19 protein-coding genes and 1 tRNA gene are annotated in these 22,425 nt (G+C 45.8%); 18 read left to right on the forward strand and 2 right to left on the reverse strand.

Annotation, left to right across the window (positions count from 1 at the left end; all coding sequences use genetic code 11):
• The first annotated feature begins 40 nt into the window (after positions 1-40).
• The gene (gene sdhE, locus DAQ1742_RS03395; RefSeq protein ID WP_035339867.1) at positions 41-307 is read left to right on the forward strand and encodes an FAD assembly factor SdhE; all 267 of its coding nucleotides are present in this window, start codon (positions 41-43) and stop codon (positions 305-307) included.
• Positions 288-719 (forward strand): protein YgfX, encoded by a 432-nt coding sequence (locus tag DAQ1742_RS03400; protein ID WP_035339869.1) that lies wholly within the window; start codon positions 288-290, stop codon positions 717-719. Before sdhE ends, DAQ1742_RS03400 begins: the two co-directional genes overlap by 20 nt.
• Positions 720-785: 66 nt before the next feature.
• Here DAQ1742_RS03400 and fldB read toward each other — a convergent pair whose 3' ends face one another.
• Both fldB and DAQ1742_RS03410 read right to left on the reverse strand, forming a co-directional pair.
• On the reverse strand, positions 786-1,304 hold the full coding sequence (gene fldB / locus DAQ1742_RS03405) for a flavodoxin FldB (protein WP_035339871.1): 519 nt from the start codon (positions 1,302-1,304) through the stop codon (positions 786-788).
• A gap of 107 nt (positions 1,305-1,411) precedes the next feature.
• Positions 1,412-2,737 (reverse strand): MFS transporter, encoded by a 1,326-nt coding sequence (locus tag DAQ1742_RS03410; protein WP_035345729.1) that lies wholly within the window; start codon positions 2,735-2,737, stop codon positions 1,412-1,414.
• 262 nt (positions 2,738-2,999) lie between these two features.
• On the opposite strand from DAQ1742_RS03410, the gene xerD reads away from it, so the two are divergent.
• The 16 genes from xerD to DAQ1742_RS03490 all read left to right on the forward strand — a co-directional run bounded on the left by xerD (position 3,000) and on the right by DAQ1742_RS03490 (position 21,919).
• Positions 3,000-3,899, forward strand: a complete 900-nt coding sequence (gene xerD, locus DAQ1742_RS03415) for a site-specific tyrosine recombinase XerD (protein ID WP_035339873.1) — start codon at positions 3,000-3,002, stop codon at positions 3,897-3,899.
• An 88-nt stretch (positions 3,900-3,987) separates the two neighbouring features.
• Entirely contained in the window at positions 3,988-4,719 is a 732-nt protein-coding gene (gene dsbC / locus DAQ1742_RS03420; protein ID WP_035339875.1) for a bifunctional protein-disulfide isomerase/oxidoreductase DsbC, read from the forward strand.
• Positions 4,720-4,800: 81 nt separating this feature from the next.
• Positions 4,801-6,531 (forward strand): single-stranded-DNA-specific exonuclease RecJ, encoded by a 1,731-nt coding sequence (gene recJ / locus DAQ1742_RS03425; RefSeq protein WP_035339877.1) that lies wholly within the window; start codon positions 4,801-4,803, stop codon positions 6,529-6,531.
• 184 nt (positions 6,532-6,715) lie between these two features.
• A protein-coding gene (gene prfB / locus DAQ1742_RS03430; protein ID WP_145916151.1) for a peptide chain release factor 2 occupies positions 6,716-7,814 on the forward strand; the annotation gives its coding sequence in 2 pieces (ribosomal slippage) (positions 6,716-6,790 and positions 6,792-7,814; 1,098 coding nt in all).
• Positions 7,815-7,823: 9 nt separating this feature from the next.
• Positions 7,824-9,341: a lysine--tRNA ligase gene (gene lysS, locus DAQ1742_RS03435; RefSeq protein WP_035339881.1), complete on the forward strand. Its 1,518-nt coding sequence runs from the start codon at positions 7,824-7,826 to the stop codon at positions 9,339-9,341.
• Between the two features lie 153 nt (positions 9,342-9,494).
• Positions 9,495-10,166, forward strand: coding sequence for a LysE family translocator (locus tag DAQ1742_RS03440; protein WP_035339883.1), 672 nt, complete (start codon positions 9,495-9,497; stop codon positions 10,164-10,166).
• A gap of 85 nt (positions 10,167-10,251) precedes the next feature.
• Positions 10,252-10,325 (forward strand) — tRNA-Gly (locus DAQ1742_RS03445).
• 253 nt (positions 10,326-10,578) lie between these two features.
• Complete coding sequence (locus DAQ1742_RS03450; protein ID WP_083960977.1) at positions 10,579-10,962, forward strand: winged helix-turn-helix transcriptional regulator; 384 nt, start codon at positions 10,579-10,581, stop codon at positions 10,960-10,962.
• A gap of 466 nt (positions 10,963-11,428) precedes the next feature.
• On the forward strand, positions 11,429-12,496 hold the full coding sequence (rfbB, locus tag DAQ1742_RS03455; protein WP_035339888.1) for a dTDP-glucose 4,6-dehydratase: 1,068 nt from the start codon (positions 11,429-11,431) through the stop codon (positions 12,494-12,496).
• Positions 12,496-13,359 carry a glucose-1-phosphate thymidylyltransferase RfbA gene (gene rfbA / locus DAQ1742_RS03460; RefSeq protein WP_035339890.1) on the forward strand — a complete coding sequence of 288 codons (864 nt, stop codon included), beginning with the start codon at positions 12,496-12,498 and terminating at the stop codon, positions 13,357-13,359. The genes rfbB and rfbA overlap by 1 nt, the downstream gene beginning before the upstream one ends.
• Positions 13,360-13,376: 17 nt before the next feature.
• Positions 13,377-14,252 carry a dTDP-4-dehydrorhamnose reductase gene (rfbD, locus tag DAQ1742_RS03465; protein WP_035339892.1) on the forward strand — a complete coding sequence of 292 codons (876 nt, stop codon included), beginning with the start codon at positions 13,377-13,379 and terminating at the stop codon, positions 14,250-14,252.
• 4 nt (positions 14,253-14,256) lie between these two features.
• Positions 14,257-14,808 carry a dTDP-4-dehydrorhamnose 3,5-epimerase gene (rfbC, locus tag DAQ1742_RS03470; protein ID WP_035339894.1) on the forward strand — a complete coding sequence of 184 codons (552 nt, stop codon included), beginning with the start codon at positions 14,257-14,259 and terminating at the stop codon, positions 14,806-14,808.
• 19 nt (positions 14,809-14,827) lie between these two features.
• Entirely contained in the window at positions 14,828-15,616 is a 789-nt protein-coding gene (locus tag DAQ1742_RS03475) for an ABC transporter permease (RefSeq protein ID WP_035339896.1), read from the forward strand.
• Between the two features lie 312 nt (positions 15,617-15,928).
• Positions 15,929-17,281, forward strand: coding sequence for an ABC transporter ATP-binding protein (locus DAQ1742_RS03480; protein WP_035339898.1), 1,353 nt, complete (start codon positions 15,929-15,931; stop codon positions 17,279-17,281).
• Between the two features lie 89 nt (positions 17,282-17,370).
• Positions 17,371-20,841 (forward strand): glycosyltransferase, encoded by a 3,471-nt coding sequence (locus DAQ1742_RS20680; RefSeq protein ID WP_051124005.1) that lies wholly within the window; start codon positions 17,371-17,373, stop codon positions 20,839-20,841.
• Positions 20,842-20,983: 142 nt separating this feature from the next.
• Entirely contained in the window at positions 20,984-21,919 is a 936-nt protein-coding gene (locus DAQ1742_RS03490) for an NAD-dependent epimerase/dehydratase family protein (RefSeq protein ID WP_035339901.1), read from the forward strand.
• The last annotated feature ends 506 nt before the right edge of the window (positions 21,920-22,425 follow it).

Consider the following 22,425-nt stretch of genomic DNA (forward strand, 5'->3'; position numbering starts at 1 on the left):
GCCAACGGCAATAACCATACAGCGAAGTGGGTGAAAGAACATGGATATTGATAATAAATCACGTATTCACTGGGCCTGTCGGCGCGGAATGCGCGAACTGGATATCTCCATCATGCCATTTTTTGAGCATGAGTATGATGCGTTAAGTGATGATGACAAACATCAGTTCATCCGTTTACTGGAATGCGATGATCCTGATTTGTTTAACTGGCTGATGAACCACGGGGAACCGGTGGATCCTGGCCTGAAACGTATGGTTTCCCTCATTCAGACGCGAAATAAAGATCGTGGCCTTGTGGCAATGTGATCTGCGCGTATCCTGGCGCATGCAGCTCTTTTCACTGATGATGCATGGCTTGCTGGTGCTGATGATCCTGCTGGCCCCGTGGCCGGACGGCTATGCGCCGCTATGGCTTGGCCTGGTCACACTGGTGGTGTTTGGGTTTGTGCGTAGCCAGCGCGTGATTAAATCGCGTCAGGGTGAAATATCGCTGCATGACGAGAACCGTCTGCACTGGCAACAGCGAGACTGGCTGATTGTTCGGCGGCCCTGGATGCTGCGTAGCGGCATTCTGTTGTCGCTGCGTGCGGCTAATGGCAAAGGCCGACAGCATTTGTGGCTGGCATCAGACAGTATGGGAAACGCGGAGTGGCGACGCTTGCGTCAGTTACTGCAACACCCTGCGTTGTCGGGTGCCGAGTCCTCCCGGCACCCTTAACGCCACAGAGAGGCGTGCAGCCTGCAATGCGCCGTTCAGGAACTCGGCAGTTTTCATGCCGTGGCGTTACAGCAGCGCCGCCATTTCTTGCAAAATTTGCTCGCACCACTGTTCAATGCGCGTTTCACTCAGTTCGTACTGATTAACCTCATCCAGTGCCAGCCCGACAAAGTGCTTGCCATCGCCGGTCACGGGTTTTGGGCTGGTGAAGGTATAACCGTCAGTCGGCCAGTAACCGATAAACTGCACGCCCAGCGGCACGAGCTGTTGATGCAACATGCCGAGCGCATCTAAAAACCACTCGCTGTAGCCAACCTGGTCTCCCATGCCGTAGAGCGCAATGATTTTGCCTTGCAGATTAAGGGTGGGCAGGCCTGCCCAGATAGCTTCCCAGTCTTCCTGAATTTCACCGAAATCCCAGGTTGGAATGCCTAAAATCAGGATGTCGTATGACTCCATCGCCTGAGGCGCGACATCCTTGACGTTGTGCAATTCGACCAGCTCTTCGCCCAGCACATCACGGATTTTCTCCGCGGCCATCTCGGTGTAGCAGGTACTTGAACCGTAAAAAAGTCCTATTTTCATAAGTGTCTGAGTGGTGGCATTAATAAAGGCGTTAGCCTAGCGGAATATGACGGGGGCGTACAGGGTGGCGCAGGTACAGGGTGAAGGCATGGCCTTCACCCACAACCTTAACTGAGCGATTGATGACGGGTTTCTTTGGTCAGCAGCAGCGCAATAAGCGTCAGCGATGCCATGGCCGCAAGATAAACGCCCACATAGAACAGGCCATAGTGACTGGTTAGCCAGGCCGCGATGTAAGGTGCGACAGATGCGCCCAGAATCGAGGAGACGTTATAAGAAAAAGAGGCACCGGTATAACGCACCTCGGTTGGAAACAGTTCTGGCAACAGTGCACCCATCGGGCCGAAAGTCAGCCCCATCAGGCTCAGGCCGCACACCAGAAACGCCATGATAAGCGCCTGGTTGCCAGAACCCAGCAGTGACGGAAAAGCCATGGCAAATACCAGCATGATACAGGTCACGGCAATCATGGTTTTGCGGCGACCCAGCGCATCGGCCAGATACCCGGCAATCGGGATGGTCAGGCCAAAACCAATCACCGCCATCATCAGCATCCACAGGAAGTTGTTACGGGGAATGCCAAGACCTGCCGGTGCTGGTGTGGTGCCATAGGTCATGGAATACACCGTCATGATGTAGAACAGCGTATAAGTCGCCAGCATGATAAACGTGCCCAGAATTGTGGCTTTCACATGCTTACTCAGCAACGTACCGAGCGGGATGCGCACCTGTTTGCCTGCTTTGGCGACCTTGGTGAATACCGGCGTTTCATGCAGCGATACACGCACATACAGACCGATTATCACCAGCACCGCCGAGGCGATAAACGGCACGCGCCAGCCCCAGCTCATAAACTGTTCGTTCGTCAGCCCCCAGGAGAGCAGCAAAAAGGTGCCGTTGGCAAAGAAGAAACCGATAGGTGCGCCCAGTTGCGGGAAGGAGCCATACAGCGCGCGTTTGTTGGCTGGCGCATTCTCCGTTGCCAGTAGCGCCGCCCCCCCCCATTCACCGCCAAGGCCAAGTCCCTGACCGAAGCGGGCCAGCGCCAGCAGCATTGGAGCCAGCACGCCAATGGTGGCATAGCTGGGCAACAGGCCGATTAATACGGTGGAAATCCCCATGGTCAGCAATGAGGCGACGAGGGTGACTTTACGGCCGATGCGATCGCCAAAGTGGCCAAACAGCGCCGAGCCAATCGGGCGGGCAACAAAGGCGATGGCGAATGTGGCCAGTGATTGCAGCGTTGCGGCGGTGGCATCTCCCTGCGGGAAGAAGATATGCGGAAACACCAGCACGGCAGCGGTGGCGTAAATGTAAAAATCGAAAAATTCGATGGCGGTGCCGATCAGGGATGCGACAATCACCTTGTTGCGTGAGTTAACCGGCGCATCGGCGGTTTGATTATCAAGAGTGGATGAGATGGAGGCTTGCATAATTTTTTTGCTTTTCTGTAACACACGGGCGCGCATTCTATGCATAGAAAAAATTTCTTTTCAAACCGGGGGGCAGTCTGACGTCAGGCCTTGCAGGAAGGGCATTCCGGGTTAGATGAGAATAAGAAAATATAATCCGTTACTGACTTCATTTCGCAACAGGATGTGATGAAGTTGAGAATGATTACCGAATTGTACCCCGAACATGCACCGTAGGGCATAATAAAGGGCAGAGCCCTGTATGACCGAATCAGGAGGGGAGATGCAACAACCGGATCAGGCATTAATCGAACAGTTTCTGGATGCATTGTGGCTTGAGCGTAACCTGGCGGAGAATACGCTGTCGTCCTACCGCAATGACTTGTGTGCGATGGCGCAATGGTTGTCACATCACGGCAGCAGTGTGCTGCACGCTCAGCCACTCGATTTACAAGGGTTCCTCGCAGAACGGGTCGAAGGGGGATATAAAGCCACCAGTTCTGCCCGTCTGCTCAGTGCCATGCGGCGCTTGTTTCAGTATCTGTACCGGGAAAAGCGGCGGGCCGATGACCCCAGTGCGGCGCTGGCTTCCCCTAAACTGGCGCAGCGTTTGCCGAAAGATCTGACCGAAGCACAGGTCGAGGCCCTGCTGGCCGCACCGGCCATCGACCAACCCATCGAGCTGCGCGATAAAGCCATGCTGGAGTTGCTGTATGCCACCGGCCTTCGCGTCTCCGAACTGGTGGGGCTGACCATGAGTGATGTCAGCTTGCGTCAGGGCGTTGTGCGTGTGGTTGGTAAAGGCAACAAAGAGCGGCTGGTTCCACTGGGAGAAGAGGCGGTGTACTGGCTGGAGCAATATTTGCAATACAGTCGGCCGTGGCTGCTTAATGGACATACGCTGGATGCGATGTTTCCCAGTAACCGTGCCCGGCAGATGACGCGACAAACCTTCTGGCACCGGATTAAGCACTATGCGACACTCGCCTCTATTGACAGCAATAAACTTTCTCCGCATGTTTTGCGTCATGCTTTTGCAACCCATTTGCTGAATCACGGGGCGGATTTACGCGTGGTGCAGATGTTACTGGGCCACAGCGATCTCTCGACCACGCAGATTTATACCCATGTTGCGACGGAGCGGCTAAGAACGCTGCATCAACAACATCATCCCCGGGCATAATGCCTGGTGGATTGACAGGATGTCATGGCGGGCGGTTCGCCAATGATGGACACGCACGGCGCTTGCGCCTTGATAACAGGATAACTCCATGAAAAAACGTAGTGTATGGCTTTCGCTATTGACCCTGGCGTTCAGCGGTGTGGCGCTGAGTGGTGTCGCACGCGCAGATGACGCAGCGATTAAGCAGGCGCTTAATCGGCTGGGTTTACAAAATGTGGAAGTCAAAGAGTCGCCGATTGGCGGCATGAAAACCCTGCTGACGGATAACGGCGTACTCTACATCACCGAGGATGGGAAACACCTGCTACAGGGGCCGCTGTATGATGTGAGCGGAGCCACGCCGGTCAACGTTACCAACTCGATTTTGAACGGTCGCCTTGATGCCCTCAGCGATCAGATGATTGTGTACAAAGCCGCGCAGGAGAAACACGTTATTACCGTGTTTACGGATATCACCTGCGGTTACTGCCACAAGTTGCATGAACAGATGAAAGACTATAATGCGCAAGGGATTACCGTGCGTTATCTGGCCTTTCCCCGCCAGGGCATGAATTCCCAGCCGGCAAAAGAGATGCAGTCCATCTGGTGTGTGGCGAACCGCAACAAAGCCTTTGACGCCGCGATGAAAGGCGATGATATCTCTCCTGCTACCTGCAAAACCGACATTGCTGCCCATTATCAACTGGGCGTGCTGTTTGGCGTGCAGGGCACTCCGGCGATTGTGCTTAATGATGGCACCGTCGTGCCGGGCTATCAGCCCCCCAAAGAGATGCTGGCGATGCTCGAAGCGCATAAAGCGTCACAGAAGTCCGGCGGCTAATCTCATCGCGAGCCGTTGAATCAAGCTCATGGCTCAATAAACATCAGGGTTAAGTGAAGTCAGTGTGATGGTTAAATCAGCGTGAATGTCGTTACCCAACTCCGTCGTCGTCCGGTGGTGTCGACGCAATTGCCCGATACCCTGCCCGATTTGCTGCGCCGCTTATATGCCCAGCGCGGCGTAACACAGCCGCAGGAACTGGAGCGCAGCCTGCGTGGCCTGCTCGATTATCGCCAGTTACATGGCATTAACCAGGCGGTCAGCGTGCTGGAGCAGGCGCTGTCGTTGCATCGTCGCATTGTCATTGTCGGCGATTTTGATGCGGATGGAGCCACCAGCACGGCGTTGACCGTGCTGGCGCTGCGCAGTATGGGCGCACGCGAGGTGCAGTATCTGGTGCCCAATCGCTTTGAAGATGGCTACGGGCTTAGCCCTGAGGTGGTGGCGCAGGCCGCGGCCAAAGGGGCTGAGCTGATTGTCACCGTTGATAACGGTATTTCATCTCATGCCGGGGTGGATGATGCGCATCAGCGCGGTATTGCCGTCGTGGTGACAGACCACCATCTGCCCGGCGACACCCTGCCGGCGGCGCAGGCGATGATCAACCCTAACCTGCCGGATTGTACCTTTCCCTCAAAAGCGCTGGCGGGTGTTGGTGTCGCGTTCTATCTGATGATGGCGTTGCGTGCGCGGCTGCGCGAATCCGGCTGGTTTAGCGCACAGGGGATTGCCGAGCCCAATCTGGCTGAGCTGCTTGATTTGGTCGCACTTGGCACGGTAGCCGATGTGGTGCCGCTTGATGCCAATAACCGTATTTTAGTGGCTCAAGGGCTGGGTCGCATTCGTGCAGGCAAATGCCGGCCGGGGATCCGGGCACTGCTGGAAGTTGCTAATCGCGAGGCCTCTCAACTGGTGGCAAGCGATCTCGGATTTGCCCTGGGCCCGCGGTTGAATGCCGCAGGCCGTCTGGATGATATGTCCGTTGGCGTTGAGCTGCTGCTGTGTCAGGACATCGCCCAGGCGCGCATGCTGGCTTTTGAGCTTGATGCGTTAAACCAAAGCCGCCGCGAAATAGAAGCGGGAATGCAGGTGGAAGCATTACAGCTCTGCGAGCAGTTAGAGCGCAGCCGCGATACCCTGCCGTTGGGGCTGGCGATGTACCATCCGCAGTGGCACCAGGGGGTGGTGGGGATTCTGGCTTCCCGCATCAAAGAGCGCTTTCACCGCCCGGTAATTGCGTTTGCACCCGCCGGGGAGGGTATCCTGAAAGGCTCGGGTCGCTCGATTGCCGGGCTGCACTTGCGTGATGCGCTGGAGCGCCTCGATACCTGTTACCCTGGCATGATGCTGAAGTTTGGCGGCCATGCGATGGCGGCTGGATTGTCGCTGATGGAATCCCGGTTTGACGAGTTCCGTGTGCGCTTTGCCGAACTGGTGGGCGAGTGGCTTGATGTTTCTCAGCTTGAAGGCGTGGTGTGGTCAGATGGCGAACTCGCCATGACAGAGCTGACGCTGGATACCGCTGAAATGCTGCGTGATGCTGGCCCCTGGGGGCAGGCGTTTCCTGAGCCGACGTTTGACGGGCGTTTTCGCCTGCTGCAACAGCGGCTGGTGGGAGAGCGCCACCTCAAGGTAATGGTTGAGCCGCTGGGCGGAGGCCCGCTGCTTGACGGTATTGCGTTTAATGTTGAAACCACCCGCTGGCCTGACCAAAGTGTGCGCGAAGTGGAGCTGGCCTACAAACTGGACGTCAATGAGTTTCGTGGTAAACGCACGGTGCAGTTGCTGATAGAACACCTCTGGCCGTTGTAATCGATACACGCTGATACTCACGCCGGGCCTCCACCGGCGTTTTTTCTTCGCTGTACACGCTTTCCTGCTCAAAGAGGTAAAACGCGAAAGTCGGTAAAAAACTATAAACCCCGACGTGGATCCGCTACAATTCGCGGTTTACATGCATTCTTTCATCGATAAACAACCTATAAGATCTCACACCATGTTTGAAATCAATCCGGTAAAAAACCGCATTCAGGACCTGTCTGAACGGACAGCCGTTCTGAGGGGGTATCTTTGACTATGACGCCAAGAAAGAGCGTCTGGAAGAGGTAAACGCCGAGCTGGAGCAGCCCGACGTATGGAACGAACCTGAACGCGCGCAGGCGTTGGGTAAAGAGCGTTCTTCTCTGGAAATGATCGTTGATACCATCGATCAGATGGTTCAGGGGCTGGACGACGTTTCCGGCCTGCTGGATCTGGCCGTGGAAGAGGACGACGAAGAAACCTTTAATGACACGCTGGCTGAGCTTGACCAACTGGAAGGCAAACTGGGCCAACTGGAGTTCCGCCGTATGTTCTCCGGCGAGTATGACAGCGCAGACTGTTATCTCGATTTGCAGGCCGGTTCCGGTGGCACCGAAGCGCAGGACTGGGCCAGCATGCTGCTGCGCATGTACCTGCGCTGGGCGGAAAGCAAAGGCTTCAAGACGGAAATCATTGAAGAGTCTGAAGGTGAAGTGGCCGGTATCAAGTCTGCCACCATCAAAATCATGGGCGACTATGCGTTCGGCTGGCTGCGTACCGAAACCGGCGTACACCGTCTGGTGCGAAAAAGCCCGTTCGATTCCGGTGGTCGCCGCCATACGTCATTCAGTTCCGCGTTTGTTTACCCGGAAGTTGACGATGACATCGATATCGAGATTAATCCGGCCGATTTGCGTATCGACGTGTATCGCGCCTCGGGTGCCGGTGGTCAGCACGTTAACCGTACCGAATCTGCGGTGCGTATCACCCATATTCCTACCAATATTGTGACTCAGTGCCAGAACGACCGATCCCAGCATAAGAACAAAGATCAAGCCATGAAGCAGCTGAAAGCCAAGCTGTATGAGTTTGAAATGCAGAAGAAGAACGCGGAGAAACAGGCGCTGGAAGACAATAAGTCAGACATCGGCTGGGGCAGCCAGATTCGTTCTTATGTGCTGGACGACTCCCGCATTAAAGATCTGCGCACCGGCGTGGAAACACGCAATACCCAGTCGGTGCTGGACGGGGATCTGGACAAGTTTATCGAAGCAAGCTTAAAAGCGGGGTTATAAGGAATTCTCATGTCTGAATCACAACATCAGGGTGCCGGGCAGGCGCTGGATCTTAATAACGAACTCAAAACCCGCCGCGAGAAGCTGGCGGCGTTGCGTGATACCGGCATCGCTTTTCCGAACGATTTCCGCCGTGACAGCACCGCCGATCGGCTGCACGCCAGCTATGACGAAAAAGACAATGAAGAGCTGGAAGCGCTGGGTCTGGAAGTGACGGTCGCTGGCCGTATGATGACCCGCCGTATCATGGGTAAAGCGTCTTTCGTCACCTTGCAGGACGTCGGTGGCCGTATCCAGTTGTATGTCTCCCGCGACGATCTGCCAGAAGGTATCTACAACGAGCAGTTCAAAAAGTGGGATTTGGGCGACATCCTTGGCGCACGCGGCAAGCTGTTCAAAACCAAGACCGGTGAACTCTCTATCCACTGTACTGAACTGCGTCTGCTGACTAAGGCATTGCGCCCGTTGCCGGACAAGTTCCACGGTCTGGCGGATCAGGAAACCCGTTACCGTCAGCGCTATCTTGACCTGATTGCGAACGACGAATCGCGCCACACTTTCCGCGTGCGCTCGCAGATCCTGGCCGGTATTCGCCAGTTCATGGTTGGCCGCGACTTCATGGAAGTGGAAACACCGATGATGCAGGTCATCCCCGGTGGGGCCTCGGCTCGCCCGTTCATTACCCATCACAATGCGCTGGATATCGACATGTATCTGCGTATTGCACCGGAATTGTACCTGAAGCGTCTGGTGGTCGGTGGTTTTGAACGCGTGTTTGAAATCAACCGTAACTTCCGTAATGAAGGGGTTTCGCCGCGTCACAACCCTGAGTTCACCATGATGGAACTCTACATGGCGTATGCGGACTACAAAGACCTGATTGAACTGACCGAATCGTTGTTCCGCACGCTGGCCCAGACTATTCTTGGCCATACCGAAGTGACTTATGGCGACCAGGTGTTCGACTTTGGCAAGCCGTTTGAAAAACTGACCATGCGTGAAGCCATCAAGAAATACCGCCCGGAAACTGAATTGGCCGAGCTGGATCAATTTGATAGCGCGAAAGCCATTGCTGAGGCCATTGGTATCAAGGTGGAGAAAAGCTGGGGTCTTGGCCGTATTGTGACTGAAATCTTTGAAGAAGTTGCAGAAGCCAACCTGATCCAGCCGACGTTTATCACCGAATACCCGGCAGAAGTTTCTCCGCTGGCACGTCGTAATGACCAGAACCCGGAAATCACTGACCGCTTTGAGTTCTTCATCGGCGGGCGTGAAATCGGTAACGGTTTCTCCGAGCTGAACGATGCCGAAGATCAGGCGCAACGCTTCCAGGATCAGGTGGCGGCGAAAGATGCCGGTGACGACGAAGCGATGTTCTATGACGAAGATTACGTCACTGCGCTGGAGCACGGCCTGCCGCCGACCGCAGGTCTGGGCATCGGTATCGACCGGATGGTGATGCTGTTTACCAACAGCCACACCATCCGTGATGTGATCCTGTTCCCGGCCATGCGTCCGCAGAAGTAACGGTTTCTCGTCAGATGTTGCACGGCCCGGCTGCCTGAAAAGAGGCAGTCGGGCCGTTTTCGTTTTAACTGCATGGCTGTTGATGATCTGGGTAACCGTGGCATGATGTTTGTGGCAAACAATAAATAAAGGCTGACGGAAAAGAGGAAAACAATGTTACTGGTTGTGCTGAGTGGATTACTGCTATCACTGTCACTGTGTCTCGATTTGGGAATAGTGAATACCGCCATTATTAACCGTGGCTTACGCGATGGGGTGGGGGCCGCCTTTTTTATTGGCCTGGGGTCGTGCTTTGGCGATCTGATTTACGCCACGCTATCGGCTCTGGGGATGGTGGTTATCTTCAATTACACCCCAGTGCGCTGGTTGTTATGGCTAGGTGGTGGCGCAGTATTGCTGTGGTTGTCATTGAGTATGGCGCGCAGCGCCTGGCGTGATTATTGGCAACAGCGCACGTTATCGCTTGAGACACAAGAGCCATCCACACCGGTTGTGGCGACTGCCGCCGGGCGGAACTTTATCAGCGGCGTAGGGATGGCATTAGCGTCACCGAGTTCATTATTGTGGTTTGCCGCAGTAGGCGGCACGCTGATTGCCCAGGCAACCGATGGGTCATCCAGTCAGGTCGCCTTGTTTTTGTCCGGTTTTTTTGCAGGCGGCGTGCTTTGGACGCTACTGATGTCGATACTCATCAAATTCGGGCGCGGTGCATTAAAAGGGCGCTTATCGCTCTATTGCAGCGCGATATCGGCAGTGCTGTTTGCAGGCTTTGCCATCCAGGTTATCGTGAATGGCTATCAAACACTGCTGTTACCACTGGCCTGATTCAATCGCTCAAAACACACGCAGTTAACCGGTGTTTTGTCTTGCCCGCCAGGCAGATAACGCTATAATGCCTCTCACTTCCTGCGCGGGCGTAGTTCAATGGTAGAACGAGAGCTTCCCAAGCTCTATACGAGGGTTCGATTCCCTTCGCCCGCTCCAAGTATATTCATATGCTTCTGTCTGCTGATAACCCCCTCTAATCAACTTTGCATATCAGGCAACGGTTTATACCTGCTTGCCCGGATGTGTACGTCTGCACATAGACTTCATTCAAATAGCGATATATAAGTTTTCTCTCACTTTGACAGTTTCTAAAAAAAACCAGGCTTCTTATTGGAACAAGGTATGGTATTAACCTGTTGGTATTAAATAAATACTCGGCCAATATGGGTTTATGAATAGGGGAACAGAGATGCCAGCATTTAATGTCTACAGTAAAACTTGCCCGGCACGCGTCGTGTTAGATCGCTTATCGAATAAATGGTCATTGCTGATTCTTGACCGATTAGCCCGTGAGCCTGTGCGATTTAATCAACTCAGGCGTGATATCCAGGGGGTGTCACAGAAAGTGTTATCGCAGACCCTGAAAAACCTTGAGCGTGATGGCATGGTATGCCGTCAGGTGTTTGCGACGGTGCCCGTGACGGTGGAATACTCGCTTACCCATCTTGGCCTCACATTGGTCACGACCATACATGAGCTAACTCATTGGGCTGAAAGTAATATTGAGGAAGTGATGCTTGCACAGCAGCGTTATGACAAAATAAATACAGCACCGGATATCATATCCAACTGAACGCCCCTTTGCCAGGCAGGACGCGTTTAATCCGAATTAATCAAGAATGATAATCATTTTCTTTTTATTCCAGAATAGCCTGATTCTCTTGCATTCGCCTTTTTTTGTTCAATGCACCTGCCAGGGCCTTCGTTTTCTTCGCTACGGTAGTGAGTGATATTTATTATGAAAATGATACGGGTATTGACTTGTGGTAAAGGGAATATGGCGTAAGTTTCTAGCTTTCTTGTAGAGGTAAATCACAATACTGCTACACCTCCTTTGCTGTGACATGTAAAATATGCGGGTTATTTTTCCTGCTTCTGGCCATATTTTCAGCAAAATTGAATGCACATCGGTAGATTGACGGCATGAGGATGAGCTTTGGGGGTTCCCAAGGGCGGTAGCATGCCTAAAATTCATACGGTTTTTGTTGAAGAAACTGATGGCCAAAGAGTCAGATATTTCGTTTTCTGGATGCAAAACTATGAAAATATTAGTAACAGGTGGGGCTGGATTTATCGGCTCTGCGGTGGTTCGTCACATAATAAAGAATACAACGGATTCTGTTGTTAACGTCGATAAACTCACGTATGCCGGCAATCTGGAATCACTGACTGATGTCAGTAGTCATGAGCGTTACGTTTTCAAGCAAGTTGATATTTGCGATGCCGTTGCACTAAAAGATGTTTTTGATAGCTGTCAGCCTGATGCGGTCATGCATTTGGCTGCTGAGTCACATGTTGATCGCTCGATTGACGGCCCTGCTGCCTTTATTGAAACGAATATCGTAGGGACGTACACCTTGCTTGAGGCTGCCCGTGCTTACTGGAGTAATCTGGAGCCTGGCAAGAAATCAGCGTTCCGTTTCCATCATATTTCTACAGATGAAGTGTATGGCGATTTGGAAGGAACGGATTCGTTGTTTACAGAAACGACACCTTATGCGCCCAGCAGCCCTTATTCCGCTTCCAAAGCCTCCAGCGATCATTTAGTACGTGCCTGGTTGCGTACTTATGGTTTGCCGACAATTGTAACAAACTGCTCTAATAACTATGGGCCTTATCATTTTCCAGAAAAATTGATCCCGCTGATGATTTTGAATGCGCTGGAAGGCAAGGCGTTACCGGTGTATGGCGACGGGATGCAAATTCGTGACTGGCTGTTTGTGGAAGATCATGCTCGCGCACTCTACAAGGTTGTCACCGAAGGCGAAATAGGCGAAACCTATAATATAGGTGGGCACAATGAGAAAGCGAACATTGAGGTAGTAAAAACTATCTGTTCTCTGTTGGAAGAGTTGGTGCCGCAGAAGCCCGCTGGTGTGGATGCCTATCACGATTTGATTACTTACGTAAAAGACCGACCCGGTCATGATGTGCGGTATGCCATTGATGCCGGTAAAATTGGCCGAGAACTGGGCTGGAAACCTCAGGAAACCTTTGAAAGTGGCATTCGAAAAACCGTCGAATGGTATCTCAATAATCGTTTATGGTGGGAACGCGTGTTAGATGGTTCATACAGTGGTGAGCGTTTGGGGAGCGTAAATAAATAATGAAAGGGATTATTCTTGCTGGTGGCTCTGGCACGCGACTTTATCCACTGACCCGTGGTGTTTCCAAACAGCTGTTGCCTATTTACAACAAACCAATGATCTATTATCCCCTGTCAACGTTAATGCTGGCGGGTATTCGTGATGTATTAATTATCACGACACCTGAAGACAACGAAGGGTTCCGGCGTTTGTTGAGCGATGGCAGTCATTTTGGAATCAATATTGAGTATGCTGTTCAGCCTAGTCCGGATGGACTTGCTCAGGCATTCATTATTGGTGATAAATTCATCGGTAATGATCGCTGCTGTCTGGTGTTAGGCGATAATATTTTTTACGGACAATCTTTTAGCAAAATGCTTAAAAGTGCAGCGTCAAAGGATATTGGTGCTACGGTATTTGGTTATCAGGTTAAAGACCCCGAGCGTTTTGGGGTAGTTGAGTTTGATGCTGACATGAGAGCTATTTCCATTGAGGAAAAACCGGTCAAACCTAAATCGAACTATGCCGTTACCGGGCTGTATTTTTATGATAACCGTGTCGTGGACTTTGCTAAACAGGTAAAACCATCTCATCGTGGCGAACTTGAGATTACTTCAATTAATCAAATGTATCTTGATGATGGGTCTTTGAGTGTTGAACTGTTCGGACGTGGTTTTGCATGGCTCGACACGGGCACACATGAAAGTCTGCATGAAGCCTCTTCATTTGTTCAAACAATTGAAAATGTTCAGGGGTTAAAAGTTGCCTGCCTGGAAGAGATCGCCTGGCGCAATGGCTGGTTGTCCGATGAAACATTAGTGTCGCTAGCAGAACCTATGCTTAAGAATGAGTACGGACAGTATCTGATGGGACTTGTTAAATAACATTCTGCCAGGAAACTATGATGAAAGTATTAATTACCGGCAGCAAGGGGCAAGTCGGGCATTGCCTTGTTTCACAATTAACAAATAAAGCTGATGTACTGGCTGTTGATCGTGATGAGCTCGATATTACTGATAAAGCTGCAGTCTTTCGTGTCGTTGAACAATTTCGTCCAAACTATATTATTAATGCTGCCGCTCACACGGCAGTCGATAAAGCTGAAGATGAAATAGAGTTATCTTATGCCATCAATCGTGATGGCCCAGCCTTTCTCGCTCAAGCTGCCAATGCGGTAAATGCTGTCATGTTGCATATCTCTACCGATTACGTTTTTGACGGTGAGAGTGAGCATGAGTATGACGAAAGTATGCCTACCGCACCACATGGCATATACGGTAAGAGTAAGCTTGCTGGCGAACGGGCTGTTGCAGCAGCGGCAAATCATCATTTGATTTTGCGTACTGCATGGGTATTTGGTGAGCATGGACATAATTTTGTGAAAACGATGCTACGTCTTGGTGCAACGCGAGATGCGCTGAGTGTCGTTAGCGATCAAGTCGGTGGTCCAACTTATGCGGGTGATATTGCTGCTGCATTAATTAGCATGGTTGACTATATTGAGAGCGGTAATACTCCCGAGTGGGGCATATATCATTTCTCAGGCACGCCGCATGTTAGCTGGTTCGAATTTGCATCCGAAATATTCTGTCAGGCTAAAGAAAGAAAAGTGCTTGAATCTGTTCCATTGCTCTCAGCGATTCCAACCTCAGCATATCCTACACCAGCTAAGAGGCCTTCGAATTCACGGTTAAATTGTGAAAAAATTAAAGATCAGTTCAATATTTTCCCTAGTGACTGGCAGAAAGCATTGAGTAACATTCAAGCATATAAGTGATATTATGAAAGTTATAGATACCGATATTCCTGATGTTAAGATTATTGAGCCTGCCGTGTTTGGTGATGAACGCGGCTTTTTTATGGAAACCTGGCAACAGGATAAGTTTGATAAGTTAGTCGCGGGTTATCCATGTCACTTTGTGCAGGATAATCAGTCAAGATCACAGAAGGGGATTCTCCGGGGGCTACATTATCAGGCAGAGAATACCCAAGGAAAATTAGTCCGGGTAACACTCGGCGAAGTTTTTGATGTTGCTGTTGATATTCGAGAGTCATCACCAACATTTGGAAAATGGGTTGGGATATATCTCTCCGCGGAAAATAAAAGGCAGCTATGGATACCCAAAGGCTTTGCCCATGGTTTCTACGTGACAAGTCAGGAGGCTGAGTTCGTCTATAAATGTACTGATTACTATAATCCTAAATCTGAGTGTACATTACTATGGAATGATGCAGATATTAATATTAATTGGCCTTTCCCCGAAGACCATGAACCGGTTTTATCGGAAAAAGATAAGAACGGTAAATCATTCATAGAGTGTCAGAAGTTATAGTAATTGAGGTATAAAAAACATGCTTTCTCGACTGTATAATCATATCGGTCTGATAAAAACTTTAACAATTAGAGATATAAGCTCTCGTTATAAAGGATCATTTTTTGGTGTTTTATGGACGTTAATAAATCCGATAATGATGCTGGCTGTTTATACATTTGTTTTTAGTGTTGTCTTTAAAGCAAGATGGCCTGGTGGCACAGGCAGTAAGATCGAGTTTGCATTGTTACTATTTTCTGGTTTGATTGTATATAACATTTTTTCGGAATGTGTTAATAAGTCTCCTTTATTGATAGTCAACAATCCGAATTTTGTTAAAAAAATCATTTTCCCAATTGAGATTTTGCCAATTGTTAGTGTCATCTCTTCTCTTTTTCAGGCACTAATGAGCTTTATTGTATGGGGTGTATTTTATTCCATTTTTTCCGGTTTTCCTCCGCTAACGATTTTTTTTCTGCCTGTAGTACTGTTGCCTTTGGTTTTTATTACCTTGGGCATCAGTTGGTTTTTAGCTGCGTTAGGTGTTTATATAAGAGATGTTTCACAGATGACGGGACTAATAACCACAGCTCTTCTTTTTTTATCGCCAGTATTCTATTCGGTAGACTCTTTACCAGAGCAATTTCAGGATCTTATGAAAATCAATCCGCTTACCTTAATTATTGAGCAGGTGAGGGATGTTATGATATGGGGGCGGCCTGTAAACATTATCGATTTTTTATTGATTACAGTTTTCTCACTGATTATTCTTATTTTTGGTTATCTTTTCTTTAAAAGAACGAAGAAGGGATTTGCCGATGTACTGTAATTGAGTAATACAAAAATATATAGATTATAATTTTCTCTGCCGCCTTTATTGATTGTAGATAAGGCTCCTCTTACATGGCGGCAGTCATGAATTTTTTGATGATATGTCTTTTTAGCGGTGTCTGGCACTGCTAAGTGCTTCTTTATGGTTTTATTAATACATATTCTTGTTCAAATCGATATTTGTTGCTGAAACATATACTAAAGGTATCTGAGATAATAGTATATCTCCTATTGCATTATATATGCTTTTCATTACTCATGGCTTTTATTAGCTGTTTTGGGTTTCAAAAGACAATAAAGGGTTTTGCTGATGTCCTCCGATATTGCGATAAAAGTAGAAAATTTAAATAAATGCTATGAAATCTATGATAGGCCTTTAGATAGACTGAAGCAATTCATCTTTCCACCAATGATTCGATATTTGACTGGTAAAGATAAAAAGTATCATAAAGATTTTTGGGCTTTGAGAGATATTTCTTTTGAAATAAAGAAAGGTGAGACGATTGGATTAATAGGACGTAACGGTTGTGGCAAATCGACATTATTACAGCTAATTTGTGGCACGTTGAGCCAAACTTCGGGTAGTGTTAAAACTAATGGACGTATAGCGGCATTACTTGAATTAGGTTCAGGATTTAATCCTGAATTTAGCGGTCGCGAAAATGTTTATATGAATGCATCTGTACTGGGGTTAAAAAAGACAGAAATAGAACAAAGGTTTGATGATATTGTGGCTTTTGCTGATATCGGTGAATTTATCGATCAGCCTGTAAAAAATTACTCTAGCGGGATGGTTGTTAGGCTGGCTTTCGCTGTTATTGCACATGTAGATGCAGATATTTTAATTATTGATGAGGCCCTGGCTGTAGGTGATGCCTTCTTTATTCAAAAATGTATGCGATTTTTACGCTCCTTCATGGAGAAAGGCACTGTTCTATTTGTGAGTCATGATACCGCAGCTGTTATTAATCTATGTAATAAAGCAATTTATATTGATAAAGGTGAGATAGTAAGTATAGGTTCACCGAAAGAAATTACTGCTAAATATCTCGCTTCTTTGTATGAAGAAGAACAAGATATTAATTACTCTGCTGATGAGCTGAGTGATGAAAAAGAAATTACTGAATCAGATTATAGGGATTTCAGAGAATCAATCGTCAACTCCTCTACATTAAGAAATGATATTGAGATTTTTAAGTTCTCGTATGAAGCGGATAGTTTTGGTAGCGGTGGTGCGAAGATTAACTCTGTCAGATTATTAGATTCAGATGGCGTCCCGCTATCGTGGATAGTAGGAGGAGAGAACGTTATCTTAGAAGTAAGGTGTATTGCCAAAGAGCATATTTTTCAGCCTATTATCGGCTTTGATTTTAAGGATAGGTTGGGACAGGTTATCTTTGGCGATAATACTTATATAAAGTATAGGCATATTCCATCAGAAATTAAGGCTGGACAAACTGTAGTGGCTAAATTTCATTTTCGGCTACCTATGCTTCCCACCGGGGATTATACAATTAATGCTGCAATAGCAGATGGTACACAAGAAAAACATGTTCAATTGCACTGGGTTTATGATGCAATGATGGTTAAAGTTCATGCAAGTTCTATATGTTTTGGCCTTGTTGGTATACCAATGAGAGATATTGAATTATCTGTTAAGTGAATATAACGTAATTTTTCATCGCTACCAAAAAATTTGGTGATGTAAAAAAATTATATCTAAAAGTCGATGTAAATTTCGAGGAAATATTGATGCATCAATCAGCTATGTATTATGGAGGTATGTTCTTTAAAGCATATTGCCACAATCATATGAATAAGAAATTGGTAATAGCTGAAATAGGCTCCCAAAACGTAAATGGTTCATTAAGAGATATTGCTCCAGAAGGCTCCGATTATATAGGAATGGATTTTGTTACAGGAAATGGTGTCGATATTATTATCGATGATCCATACCGACTGCCACTGGATGACAATTCTGTTGATGTTGTAGTGAGTTCATCATGTTTTGAACACTCGGAATTCTTCTGGTTAGTACTGCTTGAAGCATTAAGAGTTTTGAAGAAAGATGGCGTATTATATTTAAATGCCCCGAGTAATGGATTCGTTCATCGCTGGCCTGTTGACTGTTGGCGTTTTTATCCTGATTCTGGGCATGCAATGGTAAACTGGGCCAATCGAAATGGTCATAATGCATTACTGCTTGAGTCATTCATAGGTCAAAAATCAGAAGGTGAGGTCGCCAGTGGCGGTGCCTGGAATGACTTTGTTGCAGTTATACTGAAAGATGCAAGCTTTTCTTCAAATTTCGAAGAAAGAATAATCGATAGTATATCAGATTTTTCAAATGGTTACTCAAGTAAAGTCACTGGTGTAATAAACGATTCTGCTGAGAATCCAGATAGCACAGCTCTAATAGCGCAAAGCGAAAGAATTAAAAACTTAGTCGATGAGGTTAATAGCATAAAGCAACTTATTAATGCTAAAGATTTAATGATTAAAGATGTTATGGAGAACAATAATATATTCATAGAAAATATAAAGTTTTTCGAAAGTGATAGCGTAAGGTTAGAGGATGAAAGATTAAATCTTAATTTGTCTTTAGATGCTAGAGATGTGATCATTAAGGAGATGTTAGAAGAAAAAAATACGCTTTTAGAAAATATCAAATGTCTCAAAGATGAAAAATCAAGACTTGAAAATGAAAAGTTAGAACTTGAAGATGAAAAGTCAAAGTTAGAGGATGAAAAATCAAGGCTTTATTTATCACTCTCTGAGTTAAATATAGTAAATAGTGATTTGCATAATATTGCTGATTCCTATCGTGTTTACATTGATGAAATAAAGCAATCTACCTCGTGGAAAATATCCTCACCAGTACGATTGTTTGGAAGAAAATATAATAAAGTTATCTCTATGATAAAATTCATAATTTCAAAACTAATTTTAGAACCAAAACGTAAGTTTATTAAATTATACAATGCTTCTTTCTATGCCCTCCGTTATTATGGTTCTTATAAAACTTTAATAAAGAAGGTTGTGAATATTTATAATCGGGAGGGGTTAAAGGGGATAAAAAATCGCGCGAACACTCTTTTGTTAAGAAATACATCCCACAATGCTAAGGAAATCGATAGTGATAATGTAGTTAATCATAGTGATAACTCAGGTTTTTCTAACGGTTATAATTACGATATACCCTCCGATAATATCGGATATGAACCGTTGGTTTCCATTATAGTTCCTAACTATAATCATGAAAAATATCTAAGGGAACGATTGGATTCTATTTATAGTCAAACTTATAAAAATATTGAAGTTATTTTGCTTGATGATAAATCTACAGATAATAGTAAGATTGTCTTAGAAGAATATGCTGAACGTTATAAAGAAAATACAAGAATTTTCGTTAATGAAGAAAATTCAGGTGGTGTTTTCTTTCAATGGAAAAAAGGTTTTTCTTTAGCTCGCGGTGACTTAATCTGGATTGCAGAGAGTGATGACTATTGTTCCTCTAATTTCTTGGAAGAAAATGTTAAGAAGTTTAGGAATGAAGCGGTTATGCTGTCTTTCTGTCGTACAGTTTTTGTTTCTGGCGATGATAAAAAAGAAATATGGTCTTCAGATGAATACTTAAATGGTTTGGATTTAAAAAATCTGGATAAAGACTTTATAAAATCGGCGCACTATCTTGTTAATCATTCTTGGGGGATTGGTAACCTTGTTGCCAATGTGAGTAGTGCTTTATTCCGTCATCCTGGAGATCTTCAGATTTTGGATGACAAGCAATGGTTCTCGATGAAGATTTGTGGGGATTGGGTGTTCTATCTGCATCTCATCAGAGGTGGATTAGTCGCTTATACGCCTAATAGCACAAACTATTATCGGCAACATGAAAAAAACACCTCCACCTCTAATCAGTCAAAGCCTATCTATTATCAGGAATATGAGGCTGTTGCGAAACAGATTGTGTCGTTATATAAAGTTAACGATGGTGTGCTGCCTAGACTAGAAAAAGAAGTACAAAAGCAGTGGAGTATATTTAATTCTGAAGAATCATTTGATGTGTTGTCTGAGTATTTCAATATAAAACGAGTAAGGTCAGCAGCCACACAGCGAAAACCTAATTTGTTGATGTCTACGTATGCCCTTGCCGCTGGGGGAGGAGAGACATTCCCAATATTACTTGCTAACATAATGCAAAAGAATGGTTATGCTGTAACCTTATTTAACTGGTTTGACGCACCAACTGAAATTGGTGTGCGTAAAATGTTAAATAAAAACATTCCACTGCTACAAAATATTAATCGCGAGCAATTGGGTGTCATTGCTACTGATTTAGGTATTGAAGTCACTCATTCGCACCACGCATGTGTTGATATGTCTCTGGCTGCGTTATTGTTAGAAAATAAAGAAATTGCCAGAGTAATATCTATGCATGGCATGTACGAAATGATCCCTGAGAAAGAGAGAAAACACTGCCTGGGGCTAATGGAGCGCTCTATTCATAAAGTTGTATACACAGCCCAGAAAAACCTGATTCCGTTCTCAGTAGACTTCCAAAATAAATTGGGCTTTGTGAAGGTTAATAACGCTCTGCCTAAGTTAGATATTAATCCTGTAGATATGTCATCGCTAGGGGTTGAAGAAGATGACTTTGTTATTTGCCTGGTCAGTCGTGCTATTCCTGAAAAAGGTTGGGCTGAAGCCATTGATGCCGTTAATATAGCTAATGGAACCAGTGAAAGGAAAATTCATCTATTACTGATCGGTGAAGGGGAGTGCTATGAATCACTGTCAAAATCAAAGGCATCTTCCACTATTCATTTTTTAGGCTTTAGAAGCAATATTCGCGACTACTTTAGTGCTTCAGATATCGGTTTATTACCATCAAGATTTAAAGGTGAAAGTTTTCCACTGGTACTCATCGATTGTTTACTCGCTGGTCGGCCTATTATTGCTAGTGATGTAGGTGAAATAGCAGATATGATTAAGTCTTCTCATGGGGATGCTGGTGTTTTATTTTCCTTGGATAACTGGAAAATACCAGTTGAAGAGCTGGCTTCACTTTTAGTTGACCTATCAAGTGTTGATTCTAAAAAATACAACTTATTGAAAAATAATGTCCCGCATGCTGCTTCTAAGTTTAGTGAAGAGAAACTTTTCGAAGCTTATGATGGTATTTATACATCAACAATTTCACATGTAAGCTATATAAGTTAAATTTTTGGTGTGAAAAATTTAAAGCTGACACCAGCCTTACTGCATATAAGGCTGGTGTCTAAAACATTCTTAACCTTTTATTTTCATAACATTGAGAATGTATAACCTTATTTATTAATAAGCTTTCAGTCATGGGGTATATGTGAGAGTACTTATATTAGGTGGTGGTGGGTTTATTGGCTCAGCTGTAGTGGATAGATTGCTGCGTGATGGGCATGATATCGTTGTTTTCGATAGGGAAAATGTTAAACCATATAGAGAATTCTCTATCAATGAATCTGTCACATGGGTTGAAGGTGATTTTTGTAATAAGGATGATGTTAGTTCGGCACTAAGTGGTGTGGATGTTATATATCATCTTGTCTCTACGACATTACCTCAAAGCTCTAACGATAATCCATTTTTTGATGTAGAGAGTAATGTTCTTGGAACTATTCAAATTCTTAATTTAATGGTAGAGCAAAAAGTTTCTAGAATTATTTTTATTTCATCAGGCGGCACTGTATACGGAAATCCAGTTTATTTACCTATAGATGAACAGCATCCCACAGAGCCTGTCGTATCTTATGGTGTAACTAAGCTTACCATCGAAAAGTACTTGGCTATTTTCGAAAGAAAATATGGTATTAAGGCTTTCTCTCTGAGAGTTTCAAACCCCTATGGTGAACGACAAAAAGTTAATACAGCACAAGGTGCCTTAACTATTTTCTCGTATCTTGCATTACAAGATAAGACGATTGAAATTTGGGGTGATGGCAGTGTTACCAGGGATTTTCTATATGTTGCAGATCTTGCTGATGCTTTTGCAAAGGCTCTAACTTATGAAGGGATGCATCGCGTATTTAATATTAGTTCTGGTGTTGGAGCCTCACTTATAGATATAAAAAATTCTATTGAAAAGGTACTGGGAAGACCTGTCTCTTGTGAGTATAAACCAGGTCGTAGTTTCGATGTGCCGGTGAGTATATTATCTAACGAATTGGCTTTGAAAGAATTTAATTGGTCACCTGTAGTTGATCTTGAATCAGGCGTTAGAAAAACCATTCAATGGTTAGATGATAACTATTTAAAAAGATAATAATTTTTATTATATAAAGCATTCTTTTTTAGAATAGGTTTTATTATGTTGACTATACCAATCTTTCTTTTCATTTTACCAATATCAAAAAACGCCCTCGATTTGGTTAAAAAACAGCAGTTATAGTATTGTATAATTTAAGTGATGGTTAAGTTCTAATGACTTTATAGAGGGTCATCACTGTTTCATAAAGTGGAATCCATATTTTATACGTCTATCCGGTGTTATTCTTGGGAGATATAAAGTAGAGCTTTAACAGTATCTATCCCTATATAATTCGGGGTTAAAGTCCGCATTATATGTTTTTTCTATTGTTGTATAATACTGACTTTGTTAAAGATAAAACCATTATAATGGAAATTTATTTTTTATTATGAAGTATCCACAAGTCAGATGGGTAGAGTAGAATGGTTTCCTGATTATTATGAGTTAGTATTCAAATGCCTTGATTATAGCATAGCATTGCGTGTCTACGAGTTCTTAAGTATTCGCAGATTTATAAAATT

Source organism: Dickeya aquatica (assembly GCF_900095885.1).
GTDB classification, from domain to species: Bacteria; Pseudomonadota; Gammaproteobacteria; order Enterobacterales; family Enterobacteriaceae; genus Dickeya; species Dickeya aquatica.

What these genes read in the sequence shown, in the direction of transcription:
- sdhE (WP_035339867.1), top strand. Translation starts at nt 41, where the DNA reads ATGGATATTGATAATAAATCACGTATTCACTGGGCCTGTCGGCGCGGA.
- fldB (WP_035339871.1), bottom strand. Translation starts at nt 1,304, where the DNA reads ATGAAAATAGGACTTTTTTACGGTTCAAGTACCTGCTACACCGAGATG.
- DAQ1742_RS03410 (WP_035345729.1), bottom strand. Translation starts at nt 2,737, where the DNA reads ATGCAAGCCTCCATCTCATCCACTCTTGATAATCAAACCGCCGATGCG.
- xerD (WP_035339873.1), top strand. Translation starts at nt 3,000, where the DNA reads ATGCAACAACCGGATCAGGCATTAATCGAACAGTTTCTGGATGCATTG.
- dsbC (WP_035339875.1), top strand. Translation starts at nt 3,988, where the DNA reads ATGAAAAAACGTAGTGTATGGCTTTCGCTATTGACCCTGGCGTTCAGC.
- lysS (WP_035339881.1), top strand. Translation starts at nt 7,824, where the DNA reads ATGTCTGAATCACAACATCAGGGTGCCGGGCAGGCGCTGGATCTTAAT.
- DAQ1742_RS03440 (WP_035339883.1), top strand. Translation starts at nt 9,495, where the DNA reads ATGTTACTGGTTGTGCTGAGTGGATTACTGCTATCACTGTCACTGTGT.
- DAQ1742_RS03450 (WP_083960977.1), top strand. Translation starts at nt 10,579, where the DNA reads ATGCCAGCATTTAATGTCTACAGTAAAACTTGCCCGGCACGCGTCGTG.
- rfbB (WP_035339888.1), top strand. Translation starts at nt 11,429, where the DNA reads ATGAAAATATTAGTAACAGGTGGGGCTGGATTTATCGGCTCTGCGGTG.
- rfbA (WP_035339890.1), top strand. Translation starts at nt 12,496, where the DNA reads ATGAAAGGGATTATTCTTGCTGGTGGCTCTGGCACGCGACTTTATCCA.
- rfbD (WP_035339892.1), top strand. Translation starts at nt 13,377, where the DNA reads ATGATGAAAGTATTAATTACCGGCAGCAAGGGGCAAGTCGGGCATTGC.
- rfbC (WP_035339894.1), top strand. Translation starts at nt 14,257, where the DNA reads ATGAAAGTTATAGATACCGATATTCCTGATGTTAAGATTATTGAGCCT.
- DAQ1742_RS03475 (WP_035339896.1), top strand. Translation starts at nt 14,828, where the DNA reads ATGCTTTCTCGACTGTATAATCATATCGGTCTGATAAAAACTTTAACA.
- DAQ1742_RS03480 (WP_035339898.1), top strand. Translation starts at nt 15,929, where the DNA reads ATGTCCTCCGATATTGCGATAAAAGTAGAAAATTTAAATAAATGCTAT.
- DAQ1742_RS20680 (WP_051124005.1), top strand. Translation starts at nt 17,371, where the DNA reads ATGCATCAATCAGCTATGTATTATGGAGGTATGTTCTTTAAAGCATAT.